The sequence below is a fragment of the Kitasatospora sp. NPDC058243 genome, assembly GCF_042882025.1.
Taxonomy (GTDB): Bacteria; Actinomycetota; Actinomycetes; order Streptomycetales; family Streptomycetaceae; genus Kitasatospora.
The window spans coordinates 61,896-74,625 of sequence record NZ_JBHVWW010000010.1; the positions used below are offsets into that span (position 1 = coordinate 61,896).

At 72.8% G+C, this 12,730-nt stretch carries 11 protein-coding genes; 6 read left to right on the forward strand and 5 right to left on the reverse strand.

What is annotated here, in order from left to right:
• The first annotated feature begins 172 nt into the window (after positions 1-172).
• The gene (locus ACFVX9_RS09905; protein WP_380480216.1) at positions 173-1,174 is read left to right on the forward strand and encodes a LacI family DNA-binding transcriptional regulator; all 1,002 of its coding nucleotides are present in this window, start codon (positions 173-175) and stop codon (positions 1,172-1,174) included.
• A 176-nt stretch (positions 1,175-1,350) separates the two neighbouring features.
• Positions 1,351-2,637: a cytochrome P450 gene (locus ACFVX9_RS09910; protein WP_387981197.1), complete on the forward strand. Its 1,287-nt coding sequence runs from the start codon at positions 1,351-1,353 to the stop codon at positions 2,635-2,637.
• 61 nt (positions 2,638-2,698) lie between these two features.
• Here ACFVX9_RS09910 and ACFVX9_RS09915 read toward each other — a convergent pair whose 3' ends face one another.
• Both ACFVX9_RS09915 and ACFVX9_RS09920 read right to left on the reverse strand, forming a co-directional pair.
• Positions 2,699-3,370 carry a hypothetical protein gene (locus ACFVX9_RS09915; protein WP_387981198.1) on the reverse strand — a complete coding sequence of 224 codons (672 nt, stop codon included), beginning with the start codon at positions 3,368-3,370 and terminating at the stop codon, positions 2,699-2,701.
• Between the two features lie 65 nt (positions 3,371-3,435).
• Positions 3,436-4,260 carry an SAM-dependent methyltransferase gene (locus ACFVX9_RS09920; protein WP_387981199.1) on the reverse strand — a complete coding sequence of 275 codons (825 nt, stop codon included), beginning with the start codon at positions 4,258-4,260 and terminating at the stop codon, positions 3,436-3,438.
• A 219-nt stretch (positions 4,261-4,479) separates the two neighbouring features.
• On the opposite strand from ACFVX9_RS09920, the gene ACFVX9_RS09925 reads away from it, so the two are divergent.
• Genes ACFVX9_RS09925 through ACFVX9_RS09935 form a run of 3 tightly spaced genes read left to right on the forward strand, consistent with a single transcriptional unit; the run spans position 4,480 to position 9,623 of the window.
• Positions 4,480-6,081 carry a leucyl aminopeptidase family protein gene (locus ACFVX9_RS09925; protein WP_387981200.1) on the forward strand — a complete coding sequence of 534 codons (1,602 nt, stop codon included), beginning with the start codon at positions 4,480-4,482 and terminating at the stop codon, positions 6,079-6,081.
• Positions 6,078-7,778, forward strand: coding sequence for an AbgT family transporter (locus ACFVX9_RS09930; RefSeq protein WP_387981202.1), 1,701 nt, complete (start codon positions 6,078-6,080; stop codon positions 7,776-7,778). Before ACFVX9_RS09925 ends, ACFVX9_RS09930 begins: the two co-directional genes overlap by 4 nt.
• Positions 7,779-7,814: 36 nt before the next feature.
• Complete coding sequence (locus ACFVX9_RS09935; RefSeq protein WP_387981203.1) at positions 7,815-9,623, forward strand: SLC13 family permease; 1,809 nt, start codon at positions 7,815-7,817, stop codon at positions 9,621-9,623.
• A gap of 35 nt (positions 9,624-9,658) precedes the next feature.
• Here the strand turns inward: ACFVX9_RS09935 and glsA are convergent, their stop codons facing one another.
• The 3 genes from glsA to ACFVX9_RS09950 form a co-directional block, all read right to left on the reverse strand.
• On the reverse strand, positions 9,659-10,885 hold the full coding sequence (glsA, locus tag ACFVX9_RS09940; RefSeq protein ID WP_387981205.1) for a glutaminase A: 1,227 nt from the start codon (positions 10,883-10,885) through the stop codon (positions 9,659-9,661).
• A gap of 76 nt (positions 10,886-10,961) precedes the next feature.
• Positions 10,962-11,261 carry an SHOCT domain-containing protein gene (locus ACFVX9_RS09945; RefSeq protein WP_387981206.1) on the reverse strand — a complete coding sequence of 100 codons (300 nt, stop codon included), beginning with the start codon at positions 11,259-11,261 and terminating at the stop codon, positions 10,962-10,964.
• A gap of 12 nt (positions 11,262-11,273) precedes the next feature.
• Positions 11,274-11,696, reverse strand: coding sequence for a DUF6325 family protein (locus ACFVX9_RS09950; protein ID WP_063352198.1), 423 nt, complete (start codon positions 11,694-11,696; stop codon positions 11,274-11,276).
• 366 nt (positions 11,697-12,062) lie between these two features.
• Here ACFVX9_RS09950 and ACFVX9_RS09955 point away from each other — a divergent pair, with 366 nt between their 5' ends.
• On the forward strand, positions 12,063-12,602 hold the full coding sequence (locus ACFVX9_RS09955; RefSeq protein ID WP_063352197.1) for a hypothetical protein: 540 nt from the start codon (positions 12,063-12,065) through the stop codon (positions 12,600-12,602).
• Positions 12,603-12,730 lie beyond the last annotated feature (128 nt).

Sequence of the window (12,730 nt, forward strand, 5' to 3'; positions counted from 1 at the left end):
CCTCGGTTCTTCGTGGGTGATTGTGGGGGAGGCGGCGGCCGGAGTCGTGTGGGGGCGTTTGGGCATGGGTAACTCGAAGTTGTGCCGGAACGTTCCGGCAAGGGGGTGCGAGCAGCACCGCAGGCGCCCGGACGACGGGTGGCTCCCGGTACTGCGTCTAGACTTCCGGGCTGTGACCAGCCGATCCGTGACCCTGTTCGACGTGGCCCGGGCGGCCGGGGTGTCCAAGAGCACCGCCTCCGACGCCCTCCTCGGATCCGGCCGGGTGGCCGAGGCGACGCGCGAACGCGTCCAGGCCGCGGCCCGAGAGCTCGGCTACCGGCCGAACTCGGCGGCGCGCAGCCTGCGCCGCTCCAGCACCGGGGCGGTGGGCCTGTACCTGCCGCGCACGGCGACCCGCCTCGACTACTACATGAAGCTGGCGTTCGGCGCCGTCGAGCGGGCCCGCGAGGACGGCCTCGACGTGGTGCTGCTGGCCCCCGGGAAGGCGGCGGAGGACGGGCTGGCCGCCCGGGTCGACGGACTGATGGTCATCGATCCCGAGGTCGACGACCCGGCCGTGCCCGGCCTGCTGGCCGCCGGCGTACCCGTGGTCACCGGGGAGCGCTACCTCGGCGGCGGGGCCGCTCCCAGCGGGTCGGTGGTGTGCGACAACGCCACCTCGCTCGTCGCCCTGCTGGACCACCTCGCGCAGCGCGGGGCACGCCGCCCGGCGCTGCTGGCCCCCGGCCCGGGATCCGACTGGGCGGCCGCCCTGCGGGCCGCCGCCGCCGACTGGACCAGGCGCCATGGCGTCGAGGTCGCCGTGCGGACGGTCCCGTTCGCGGCCACGCCGACCGAGGCCGAGGCCGCCACCACGGACCTGCTCGCCGGCACCCCGGGCCTGGACGCCGTGGTCTGCGCCCCCGACGGCGCGGTGCCCGGCGTGCTGGCCGCCGTGGCCCGGGCAGGCCTGCGGGCCGGATCCGAGGTGCTGGTGGCCGCCTGCGTCGACGGCGCCGCGGCCCGCGGGTCGAGCCCGCAGGTGACGGCGGTGGACCTGCGCGCGGCGGAGTACGGCCGCGAATGCGCGGCCCTGCTCAGCGACCTGCTGTCAGGAGCGGCGGACCCGGGCGTGGTGCGCACCCACGCCTGGGAGCTCCACGTCCGGTCATCCACCGCCGGGCACGGCTGACACCGACCCCGAACGGACACCGGCCGCGGCCCCGGACGACGACCGGCCGTCCTCGTCTCCGGGGGCGAGGGCGAATACGTTCGTTCGGGTGGATTGGCACCGATAACGACAGGTGGGGCACGGTCCGGCCGCCATGATGTCGTCACGGAACGACCACTCGTAGGGAGCGCCTCACCATGACGACGCAAGGCCAGGCCACCACCGAGACCGGCGACGAACCCCTGGACCTGGCCGACCAGGAGCTGGTCCGCGATCCGTTCACCTCCTACGCGCACATCCGCGAACGCGAGCACCTGGTGCGGGGCCGCGTACGAGGCGTCGACCCCATGTGGGTGGCCACCCGCCACGACGACATCCGCACGATCATGAGCGATCCCGACTTCACCATCGACGCCGCGACCGTCCCCGGCGCGAAGGTGGCCCACCGCACCGAACAGACCTGGCAGGCCCGCGGCATGTACGCGGGCCACGAGAAGTACCTGCGCGCCGGGATCTTCGACTCGGACGGCTCCGACCACCGCCGTCTGCGCGGCCTGGTCGCCGCCGCGTTCTCCCCGCGCCGCGTGGCCGCGCTGCGCCCCCGGATCGAAGCCATCGCCGCCGACCTGCTCGACCGCCTGCCGGACCACGCCGAGGGCGGCGTCGTCGACCTGATCGAACACTTCGCCCGACCGCTGCCCATCACCGTCATCTGCGAACTCATCGCCGTCCCCGAAGCCGACCGCGACCGCTGGCGGAGCCGCAGCGCCACCCTGGCCGCCGGCACCTGCGGCGAGGAACTGGGCGACGCGCTCGCCGGCATGGTCGCCGACGCCCACCTCCTCATCGGCCTCCACACCGCCGACCCCGGCGACGACCTCATCTCCGAACTGCTCGCGCCCCACCACGACGACCGCCTGAGCACCGACGAGCTCGTCTCGCTCATCACCAACCTGGTCGTCGCCGGGCACATCACCACCGTCAACCTCATCGCCAACAGCACCGAAGTGCTCCTCGCCCACCCCGACCAGCTCGCCCTGCTGCGCGCGGACCCCGCCCTCATGCCGCACGCCGTCGACGAACTCATGCGCTACTGCGGGCCCGTCGTGCGCGCGCTGCCCCGCTACGCCACCCGCGACACCACCGTCGGCGCCACCCCGGTGTGCGCCGGAGAAGCCGTCCTCCCGATCGTGTCCGCGGCCAACCGCGACCCTGCCGCCTTCGCCGACCCCGACCGCCTCGACCTCGGCCGCACCCGCCACAGCAAGGAGCCCCACCTCGGCTTCGGGCACGGCGCGCACCGCTGCCTGGGCGCGCACCTCGCCCAGGAGGAGACCGCCGTCGCCCTGGCCGCCCTGTTCAACCGGGTACCCGACCTGCAACTCGCCGTCGACCCGGAGCACCTGCAACGCGGCACCAACCCGCTCAACTGGCACCTGAAGACCCTCCCCGTACGCCTCCAACCCCCGAGCCACACGCCCTAGCCCGCGCGAGTCGCGTCTGCCGGCGGACCTGGCCGACGCGACCTCGCTGACCGGCGACTTCTCAGCTGTCCTCCCGAACGGTGCGGTAACCCAGCGCGCGGGCCAACGCGGCGACGGTGTCGAAGTTCGCGGTGGGCGAGAGCGCGGAGACTATTCGGCGATCGAGCGGGGCGTCCGCCAGCACGGCCGCCACCGCCTCCCGGTCGACGGACTGCTCGTGGTGGTCCTCGGCGTAGTCCACGAACGCCTCCGTACCGTCGGCGGCGGTGAGCAGGTCGAACAGCCAGTCGGCGCCGTCCGTCTCGCCGTCGGCGAACTCGACCGGCCCGCACCGCCAGTCGGCGCCGCCCGTCTCGCGCCAGGCGCACACGGTCGCGTCGAAGAAGCCTTCGAGCTGGAACTCCGGCGCCTGCGCGTAGTGCGCGAGCGAGCCGGGCAGGCCGTCGAGCAGGCCGGGCCAGTGCGCGCGGTCCTCCTCCCGCCACGGGGTGGCGTCGCTCTCGTGGTCGAACCCGTAGAGGAACACCCCGGCCGGGTCGAAGACGATCGCGTACTGGTCACCGGAACCGTTGTCCATGCACGCCAGATCGACGCCCGGACGCCACCCGGCCACGTACGAGTGGTCGGGTGCGTAGGGGGTGGAGACGATCGAGTCCAGCAGCGCCAGCGCCCGGCAGCGGGCGCGCAGCTCGTCGGGCCCGGGCAGGGCGGCCAGAAGGTGGTGAACAGTCATGGCGCACACTCAACAGCACGCCACTGACACTCCCGGTCCGCCCGCCTGCGCGGCGTACGAGCCGGTTACGGCTTGCGGGCCAGCGCGCAGGAGATCAGCTGTTCCCACACCGTCAGGGCGGGCCTGTCCACGCCGTTTCCGGTGCCGTCGTCGTCCGGCGTGGGGTCCGGCCGCCACAGTGAGCAGGGGACCAGGCCCGGTTCGAGGAGTTCAAGACCGTCGAACAGGCCGATGATCTCCTCGTCGGTGCGCCACTGGCCGCGGCCGAAGCTGCTCTGCAGCTTCTGCTCCAGGAGCCGGGTCTCCTCGTTCCCGCCGGAGCGGAAGTGGGAGATGTAGACCTGGCTGTCCGGCGGCACCCGGTCCACCCACCAGCGCGCGAGCTCGGCGGGGCGTTCGGCATCGGTGAGGTGGTGCAGCACGGCGCTGAAGACGACGCCCACCGGCTCGTCGAAGTCGACCAACTCCTGTAGGCCGGGGTCGTGGTAGAGCTCCTCCGGCTCGCGCAGGTCCGCCCGGATCACGGTGGTGCGGTCGTCGGCGGTCAGCAGGGCCCGGCTGTGGGCGACCACGACCGGGTCGTGGTCGACGTAGACGACGCGCGCGTCCGCACGGTGCCGCTGGGCGACCTGGTGCACGTTGTCGGAGGTGGGCAGGCCGCTGCCCATGTCGACGAACTGGGAGATGCCGTCGCGGGCCATGGCCGCCACGGCGCGAACGAGGGCCCGGCGATTGGCGAAGGCCACCGCCTGCGAACCGGGCAGGTCCTTGATGAAGAAGTCGCCGATCTCGCGGTCGACGGCGTAGTTGTCCTTGCCGCCGAGCAGATAGTCGTAGACCCGGGCGATGCTCGGGTTCGACTGATCATCCTCTGAGCTGCGATCGGTCACGGCAACAGACTCCCCGTCCCTCGGACCAGTGCGGCCTCAAGCCTAGGGTGTGTCTTCAAACCCCCGCCCGCGCGCCCGGGCGGGGGCGCCGGGTGTTCGTGCGTTTGGGGGGCACAGTGCGTGGCGTGTCCTGGAAGCGCTTTGACCGTGCGTCTTACTGGGGAGCGGCTGCTGGGACCGGCGGCCTCTGGACCGCCGCCCCCTGCAGAGGAGAGCACAGTGGCGCAGAGCAAGGCAGCCCTCGATCTCATTCCTTCGTGGAGCCGCTTTCCGAGGGTTGACGTCGTCCCGGCCCGGGATCCGGAGGCGGTGCGGGATCCGGAGGCGGTGGGGCTGCCGGTGGTCCAAGGGGCGGTGGCGGTGCCGGCGTGGATCGGGCTGGGCCCGGGGGCCGTGGAGGCCGCCGGCATGACGGGGGCGGCGGGCCGGGTGCTGCTGGTGCCCCGGGAGGACGGGCCGGACGTCGTGCTCTACGGGACGGGGCCGGAGGGTGCGGCAGGTCCCGATGTGCTGAGGGACGCCGGGGCGGCCGTGGCGCTCGCGGTGCCGGGCCGTTCGCGGCTGGCCGTCGTGGTGCCGTCCGGGGCGGGTGCGACGCCGGCGGAGGCGGCGCAGGCGTTGGTGGAGGGGGTGCTGCTGGCCCGTTACGGCTTCGATCCGCTCAAGCGCGAGCCGTCCGGCACGGCGCTGGAGGCCGTCACGGTCGTGGCGGGTTCGGGTTCGGGTTCGGACTCGGGTTCGGGCTCGGACTCGCGCGAGGCCGTCGAGCGGGGCGTCGAACGCGGGGTGTGGCTGGCCCGCGCGACGATGCTGGCCCGGGACCTGGCCAGCGCGCCGCCCAGCCTGCTGACCGCGCCGGACCTGGCCGAGGTCGCGGTGCGGCTCGGCGCGCAGTGCGGTCTGAAGGTGGAGGTGTTCGGGCAGCGGGAGCTGGAGGAGTTGGGCTGCGGCGGCCTGCTGGGCGTGAACCGGGGCGGCGTGGACGAAGCCCGCATGATCAAGATCACCTACCTGCCCTCCGACGCCGGTGACGGGACGCCCCGGCTGGCCCTGGTGGGCAAGGGCATCACGTACGACTCCGGCGGCATCAGCCTCAAGCCCGCCGACGCCGTGCACGCGACGATGAAGAACGACATGTCCGGTGCCGGCGCGATCCTGGCGGCCCTGTGCGTCCTGGCCGGGCTCGGCTGCCGGACGGCCGTGACGGGCTACCTGATGTGCACGGACAACATGCCCTCGGGTTCGGCGCTCAAGCTGGGCGACGTGCTGTGGATGCGCGGCGGCACGAGCGTGGAGGTGGTCAACGCCGACGCGGAGGGCCGCCTGGTCATGGCGGACGCCCTGGTCCTGGCCGGCGAGGAGCCGGGGGACGCGATCGTGGACATCGCCACCTTGACCGGCGCGTGTCTGCGGGCGCTCGGCGCCGAGACAGCGGGCGTGTTCGGCAACGCCCAGCCGCTGGTCGACCAGGTCCTGGACGCTGCCGCCCGCACCGGCGAGCCGGCCTGGCAGCTGCCGCTGTCGCGGCGCTACCGGCCGGAGCTGGACTCGGAGGTGGCGGACCTGAAGAACATGGGCGGCCCCAACGGCGGGGCGATCCATGCCGCGCTGTTCCTGGAGGAGTTCGTCGCCGGCCGCCCCTGGGCGCACATCGACATCGCCGGGCCGGCCCAGAACGACAAGCCGAGCGGCTGGCGCACCAAGGGCTGCACCGGCTTCGGCGCGCGCCTGCTCGCCGAGCTCGCGCTGGCCTTCACCCCTCCGTCGACGGCCGCGCGCACCGACTCCACCCGCTCGATCAGTGAGGAGGCCGGCCGGTGAACGTCCTCGCCCACGCCCAGGCCGACGGACCGCAGGACAAGAGCGCCACCGCCTCCGGGAACGGAAAGTCCGGCGGCGGGTCGGGGCGCGTCCTGGACGCCATCGAGAAGATCGGGAACAAGGTCCCGCACCCGGCCATCATCTTCCTGCTGCTGTGCGTCGTGGTGATCGTGCTGTCGGCGGTCCTGTCCGCGTTCGACGTCCACGTCACCAGCGAGACGGTCAAGTCCGTTCCCTACCCGGCCACGCAGGTCCACGAGGGCGGCACCGAGTACCCGGGCACCCACCTGCCGCCGGAGTCGACGTACACCCACCGCTACGAGACCGTCGTCGAGACGACGAAGGTCGAGAGCCTGCTGTCCGGCGACGGCGTCCGGTTCCTGTTCACCTCCGCGGCGCACAACTTCAACGACTTCGGCGTCGTCGCGGTCATCCTCGTCATCATGGTCGGCGTCGGGCTCGCGGAGGAGGCCGGACTGATCGCGGCCCTGATCCGACGCCTGGTCAGGATCTCACCACCGGAGACCCTCACCGCGATCATCGTCTTCGCCGGCATCCTGTCCAGCATCGCCTCCGACGCCGGCTACCTCGTCCTCATCCCGCTGGGAGCGGTCGCCTTCATCAGCGCCGGACGCCACCCGCTCGCCGGGATCGCCGCGGCCTTCGGCGGGGTCAGCGCGGCCTTCAGCGTCAACCTGCTCATCGCTCCGATCGACGGCATCATGACCGAGATCACCAACCAGGCGATCAGGCTCGTCAACCCCGGCCAGTCCCTCAACCTGACCGCGAACTACTACTTCGCGATCGGCTCCACCCTGTTCCTCACCATCGTCATCACCTTCGTCACCGAACGCATCATCGAACCCCGCCTGGGCCCCTGGCAGCCGGGGGACACCGTCGCCGTCGCGGACAGCGAGGAGCCCTCCGTCGACACGGCGGCCGAGGCCCGGGGGCTGCGCTACGCCGGCCTCTCGCTGATCGCGCTGGTGGTGGCCGTCACGCTGCTCGCGTTCATCCCCGGCGCGCCGCTGCGCAACCCGGAGACGGGGAGCCTGTTCGAGGACTCGCCGTTCATGGACGGCCTGATCGTCATCATCATGATCGCGTTCCTGGTGATGGGCCTGGCCTTCGGTGCGGGGGCGAAGACCCTGCGCGGCAGCGCCGCCGCGATGGACGCGATCACCAAGACCTTCGCCGGGCTCGGCGGCCTGATCTTCCTGCTGCTGATCATCGCCCAGTTCATCTCGTACTTCAATTACAGCAACATCGCCACGGTGGTCGCCGTGCAGCTCGCGGACCAGCTGGAGAGCGCGAACATCGGCGCGATCTGGCTCCTGATCGCCTTCATCCTGCTGACCTACGTCATCAACCTGATCATCCCCGGAATCATCCCCAAGTGGGCGATCTTCGCGCCGATCTTCGTGCCCCTGTTCATCCGCCTCGGCGTCGCGCCGCAGACCGTGCTGGCCGCCTACCGGGTCGGCGACTCCCCGACGAACGTCGTCACCCCGCTGATGGTCTACCTGCCGTTCATCGTCCTGCAGTGCCAGAAGTTCAGGAAGCAGGCCGGCGTCGGCACCGTCATCTCCCTGATGATCCCCTACACGGTCGTCGTGGCGGTGGCCTGGCTGCTGTTCTTCGTCGCCTGGTACGCCATCGGCATCCCGATGGGGCCGGGCGCACCCGTCAGCCAGTGAACCGGCGCCTGCCCCTCCCACCAGCAGGGTGAGACGGTGAGCGACGCCGTCCTGTGCCTGCTCGTGCTGGCCGTGCTCATCGCCCTGTTCGTGTGGAACCGGTTGCCCGTCGAGCTCGTCGCGCTCGGCTCCGCCCTTCTGCTGCCGGCCGTCGGGCTGCTGCCCGCCGACCGGGTCTTCGCCGGGTTCGGCGATCCGGTGGTCGCCCTCATCGCCGCCCTCTTCGTGGTCAGCACCGCCCTCCAGGCCACGGGCGTCACGACCTGGGCAGGCCGGGCACTGGCGGCGCTCGCCGGCACCGGTGAGCGCCGCCTGCTCGTCCTCACCATGCTCGCGGCCGCCCTGCTCACGGCCCTGATCACGGTCAACGGAGCCGTCGCGGCCCTGCTGCCGATGACCGTGCTGCTCGCCGTCCGCCACCGTCTGCCCGTCTCCAGGCTCGCGATGCCGCTGGCCTTCGCCGCACACGCCGGCTCGCTGCTGCTCCTCATCGGGTCACCCATCAACGTGATCGTCTCCGAGAGCGCGGCAGCGGCCGGTGCCCGGCCCTTCGGGTTCTTCGAGTTCGCGGTGGTGGGACTCCCGGTGCTGGCCGGCACCGTCGCCATCTGCGCCTTCCTCGGGCGGGCCCTGCTGCCCGCCCGCACACCCGACGCCCTCCCGGCCGACCTGAGCCGGCACGCCCGCACCCTGATCGACCACTACGCGCTGACCCGCGACTCGGCCGCCCGGCAGGTCCCGCAGGGCTCGGACGCGATCGGCGCGTCGGTCGAGCAGCTTGCCGCCACGGCCCAGGACGGGGTGCTGGTGCTCGGAGCCATGGCCGCCGACGGCCATGACCCACGGGGCACCGGGCCCCTCGCCGCCGGGGACATCGTCATCCTCCGGGGCACCCCGGCCGCCATCGACGGTTTCAGCGACCGCCACCGTCTGGAGCCCCTGCCCCCGCCGTTGGACGACCACCTCGCGAGCGTCCTCCTGGACCAGCACACGGGCCTGCTCGAACTCGTCGTCAGCCCGCGTTCCTCCTTCGCGGGCATGACCGCCTTCGCCGGTATGACCGACAGCACCGGCGACCTGGCCGTCCTCGCCGTGCACCGCCAGGACCGACCCGTAGGCCCCCAGCCCCTGACGCTCGCTCCGGGCGACCACCTGCTGCTCCGCGGCCGGTGGGACGAACTCGAGCGTGCCGGCGCCCGCCCCGGTGTGCTGGCCGTCGACCAGCCCTCCGGCATCCGCGGCCAGGCCGCCCCGCCAGGGGGCGCCGCCGTGCGCGCCCTCGCCGTGCTCGGCGGCATGATCGCTCTGCTCGCCTCCGGCGCCACACCGCCGGCCGTCGCCGCGACCCTCGCGGCGCTGCTCCTGGTCGCCCTGCGCGTGGTGCGCGTCGACCAGGCCTACGGCGGCATCTCCTGGACCACCCTGGTCATCGTCGGTGGCATGTTCCCGCTCTCCGAGGCCATGAAGTCCTCCGGAGCGGCGGAGAAGGTCGCCCACCTCGTCGTCACCGCGGCCTCCGGCAACGGCCGGCTGCTGCTGCTCGCGGTGTTCCTCCTCACCGCCGTCCTGGGCCAGTTCATCAGCAACATGGCGACCGCGCTGATCGTCGCCCCGATCGCCGTCAACGCCGCGAGCGATGCCGGGGTCTCCGTCCTGCCCGTCCTGATGTGCGTCGCGGTCCCCGCCGCGGCGGCCCTGCTCACCCCGGTGGCCACCGCCGCGAACCTCATGGTCATGAGCCCCGGCGGCTACCGGTTCGGTGACTACTGGCGGCTCGGCCTGCCGGTCCTGGTCTGGTACCTCGTCGTCGCCACGACCGTCGTTCCCCTGGTCTGGCCGCTGTGAACGGAGCCGGCCGCCGTGAACGGGCTTGTGGACGGTTACTCGGCCGGGGTGTCGCTCCGGTCTGCGGGCGGCCTCCGGACCAGGCCCGCGGGGTCGACGAAGCGCACCGTCGTCCGGGCCCGGAGGCCGGCGGCGCAGTCGGCCAGCAGCCTGCGGGCGATCGGGCGCACGGCGGTGACGTGGGAGAGGTCGACCGTGACCAGCGGGCGGGGCTGGTCGCGGGCGAGGCGGCGGACACAGTGGACGATCTCCTCGGCGGCCGCGAAACCGAGGTCGCCCAGCAGCTCCAGGCGGTGCGCACCGTGGTCGGTGCGCACCGCCTGGAGCGGTGAGCGGGCACGCTCGGTGTGCCGCAGGACGTGCAGGCCCAGCTCGGCGGACAGCTCGCGCAGGACGGTGCTCGCGCGGACGCTGTTGCCCTGAGGGTCCAGCGGGGGGCTGAACACGCCGACGCCGAACTGGCCGGGGCTCACGGCGCAGACCCCTCCGCCGACACCGCTCTTGGCCGGCAGGCCCACCCTCAGCATCCATTCGCCGCTGTGGTCGTACATGCCGCAGGTGGCCATGACCGACAGCGTCGCGCTCGCCGCGTCGGCGTCCACGACGCTGCGCCCGGTCACCGGGTTGCGCCCGCCGTTGGCCAGCGTGGCGCCCATGACGGCCAGGTCGACGGCGGTGACCTCGATCGCGCACTGGCGGAAGTACACGTCGCAGGCCTGCTGGGCCGGGCGCTCCAGCACGCCCTGGGAGAGCGTGAGGTAGGCCAGCGCCCGGTTGCGGTCCCCGGTGGCGGCCTCGGACCGGTAGACGTCCTCGTCGACCGTCAGCCGGCGGCCGGCGAAGCCCGACAGGGTGTCGCGGATCCGTTCGAACGCGGCCTCGGAGTCTCCGCCGATCAGCGCGGTCGTCACGATCGCCCCGGCGTTGATCAGCGGGTTCGCCGGGCGTCCGGTGCCCGCCTCCAGGCTGATCGCGTTGAACGGCTCCCCGCTCGGCTCGAACCCGACCCTCCTGGCCACCTCCGCCAGGCCCAGCTCCGACAGTGCCAGCGAGTACACGAAGGGCTTCGAGACCGACTGGATCGTGAAGGCGGCCGACGCGTCACCGGCCTGGTAGGTGTGGCCCTGGACGCTGACCATGGCGAGGCCGAAGGCGTGCGGGTCGGCGCGGGCGAGTTCGGGGATGTAGCGGGCGACGTCACCGGCGGTGTCGGTGTGGTGCCGTTCGACGAGTTCGGCGAGCACCGCCGTCACGGGCTCCATCACCGCACCACGGCGGCGCGGCGCGCGGGCCCGGTCGGGCCCTGCCCCCGTGCGGGGGCCGCCCGGCGGAGGGGATTCACGGGGTGAGGAGGCGTTGCTTGGCCGCCGTGAACTCGTCGTCGGTCAGCATCCCGCTCTGCCGCAGTTCGACGAGGCGTTCGAGCTGGGCGAGCGTCTGGTCGTTCGGCGCGGCGGCCGGTGCGGCCGGTGCGGCCTGAGGCGCGGGCGCTGGCGGAGGCTCCGGCGCGGTGGCCTGCTGGTGCCGGGCGGCGACCCTGCTCGACACGGACGTGGCGGTCCCGGCGATGACGGCGGTGCGGGCGGCGGTGCCGATGAGCCCCGGGCGTCCGCTGCGCGACAGACGGCGGCCGATCATGACAGCCTCCTTCTAGAGTCCGATCGCGGCGAGGTCGGCCGCCACCACGGTGTGCGGCACGTGCTCGCGCGTGACGAGGATCCCGTCCGCGTCGTCGAGTGCCCGTAGCAGCGGCGCGGCCCAGCGGTGCTCCCAGACGATGATCGCCGCCGAGCACCCCGCCGGGATCTCGTCACAGATGCTGGCCAGGTCCTCGTCGCTCAGCAGGCCCATGATCTCGCCGTCCAGCTCGGCGAACACGGCCGCTTCGTCGCTGTCCAGGGCATCGAGTTCGAGGACGCGGACCGCCCCCTGCTCGTCCCTCTTGATGAAGGTGAGGTCGAGGATGCGGATGATCCCCTCGGAGGTCAGGCGCTTGAGCTCCGGCAGGATCGCCCCCCGGAACCGGTTGCCCGGGAAGGCCATGACGGCGTACTCGACCGGCCCGACGTCCATGGCGTCACGCCCCTTCCGCATCGCGTCCCCGCCCCTGCCTTCATCCTCCGCCGAGCCCGGCGCCGCCGCGACCGCGCGGACGGCTCACCCGTACTGATGACGTACTGAGGGCGCGCTGTTGACGAGTGGAACCGGATCGCCGGGGGCTGCGCCACCGCCCCCGGCGATCCGCCGCACCGCCGGGACCTGCGGAAAGCCGCCGCAGAGGGGTGAGCGCAGGCGGCCCGCCGAGGCGTGTGCGAGGAGCGGAAACGGGCGCCCGGCCGCGACGGGGAGCGGTACCGTCGGGCGGGTGACCCGACCGGCCGAAGAACCCTGCGACCGGACCTGCCGCGCACCCGCCGCGGCCGTGTGAGGAGGAGTCCTGTGTCATCGCCTTGTGACCCCCGATACGCCGCCGTCGGCGATGTGAGCACCGCGCTCATGATGATCGACTCCCGGCTCAAGGCCGTCTACGACGGTAAGACCGGGACGGATCCCGAACAGCAGCGGCTGGTCGACGAGTTCGCCGCATCCGTGGGCCCCGACGAGTTCAACGCGCTGCTGGACGGCGCGTGCACGCTCATCTACCTGTTCATGAACTGGCTGCGGTCGGCCTGCGAGGAGCACGACAAGGACGTCATCGAGCACGTGGTGCCCACCCTCGTGGCCACGATGCGCATGATGCCCAGGACCTTCCGCCCCGAGGTCATCCCCACCATGGCCGGCCTGGTGATCGCCGCGGGCAGTGGTCTGAGTCCCAACCTGTGGCGCGCGCAGTACGGACCATGGACCGGTGCCGAGATGAACCCCCTGGAAGCCACGGCCACCCTGCTCGCGGAGCACGTCAACCGGGTCTCCGGCGACGACCACGACTTCGCCACCCGCCTGATCACCGACGCCCTGTCCAAGCTGGACCAGGGCTGAGGCGCGGCGCACTGCGCGGGCGCGGGGCAGAGCGCGGTGGGGGAGGGGAGGAGGGAGGGGGAGGATGGGGGGGGGAGGGGGGGGGGGCCGCGGCGGGGGGGGCGGGGGTGATGGGGGGTGGAGAGGCG

Coding starts and splice junctions, on each gene's coding strand:
- ACFVX9_RS09910 (WP_387981197.1), top strand. CDS start 1,351: ATGACGACGCAAGGCCAGGCCACCACCGAGACCGGCGACGAACCCCTG.
- ACFVX9_RS09915 (WP_387981198.1), bottom strand. CDS start 3,370: ATGACTGTTCACCACCTTCTGGCCGCCCTGCCCGGGCCCGACGAGCTG.
- glsA (WP_387981205.1), bottom strand. CDS start 10,885: ATGGAGCCCGTGACGGCGGTGCTCGCCGAACTCGTCGAACGGCACCAC.
- ACFVX9_RS09945 (WP_387981206.1), bottom strand. CDS start 11,261: ATGATCGGCCGCCGTCTGTCGCGCAGCGGACGCCCGGGGCTCATCGGC.
- ACFVX9_RS09950 (WP_063352198.1), bottom strand. CDS start 11,696: ATGGACGTCGGGCCGGTCGAGTACGCCGTCATGGCCTTCCCGGGCAAC.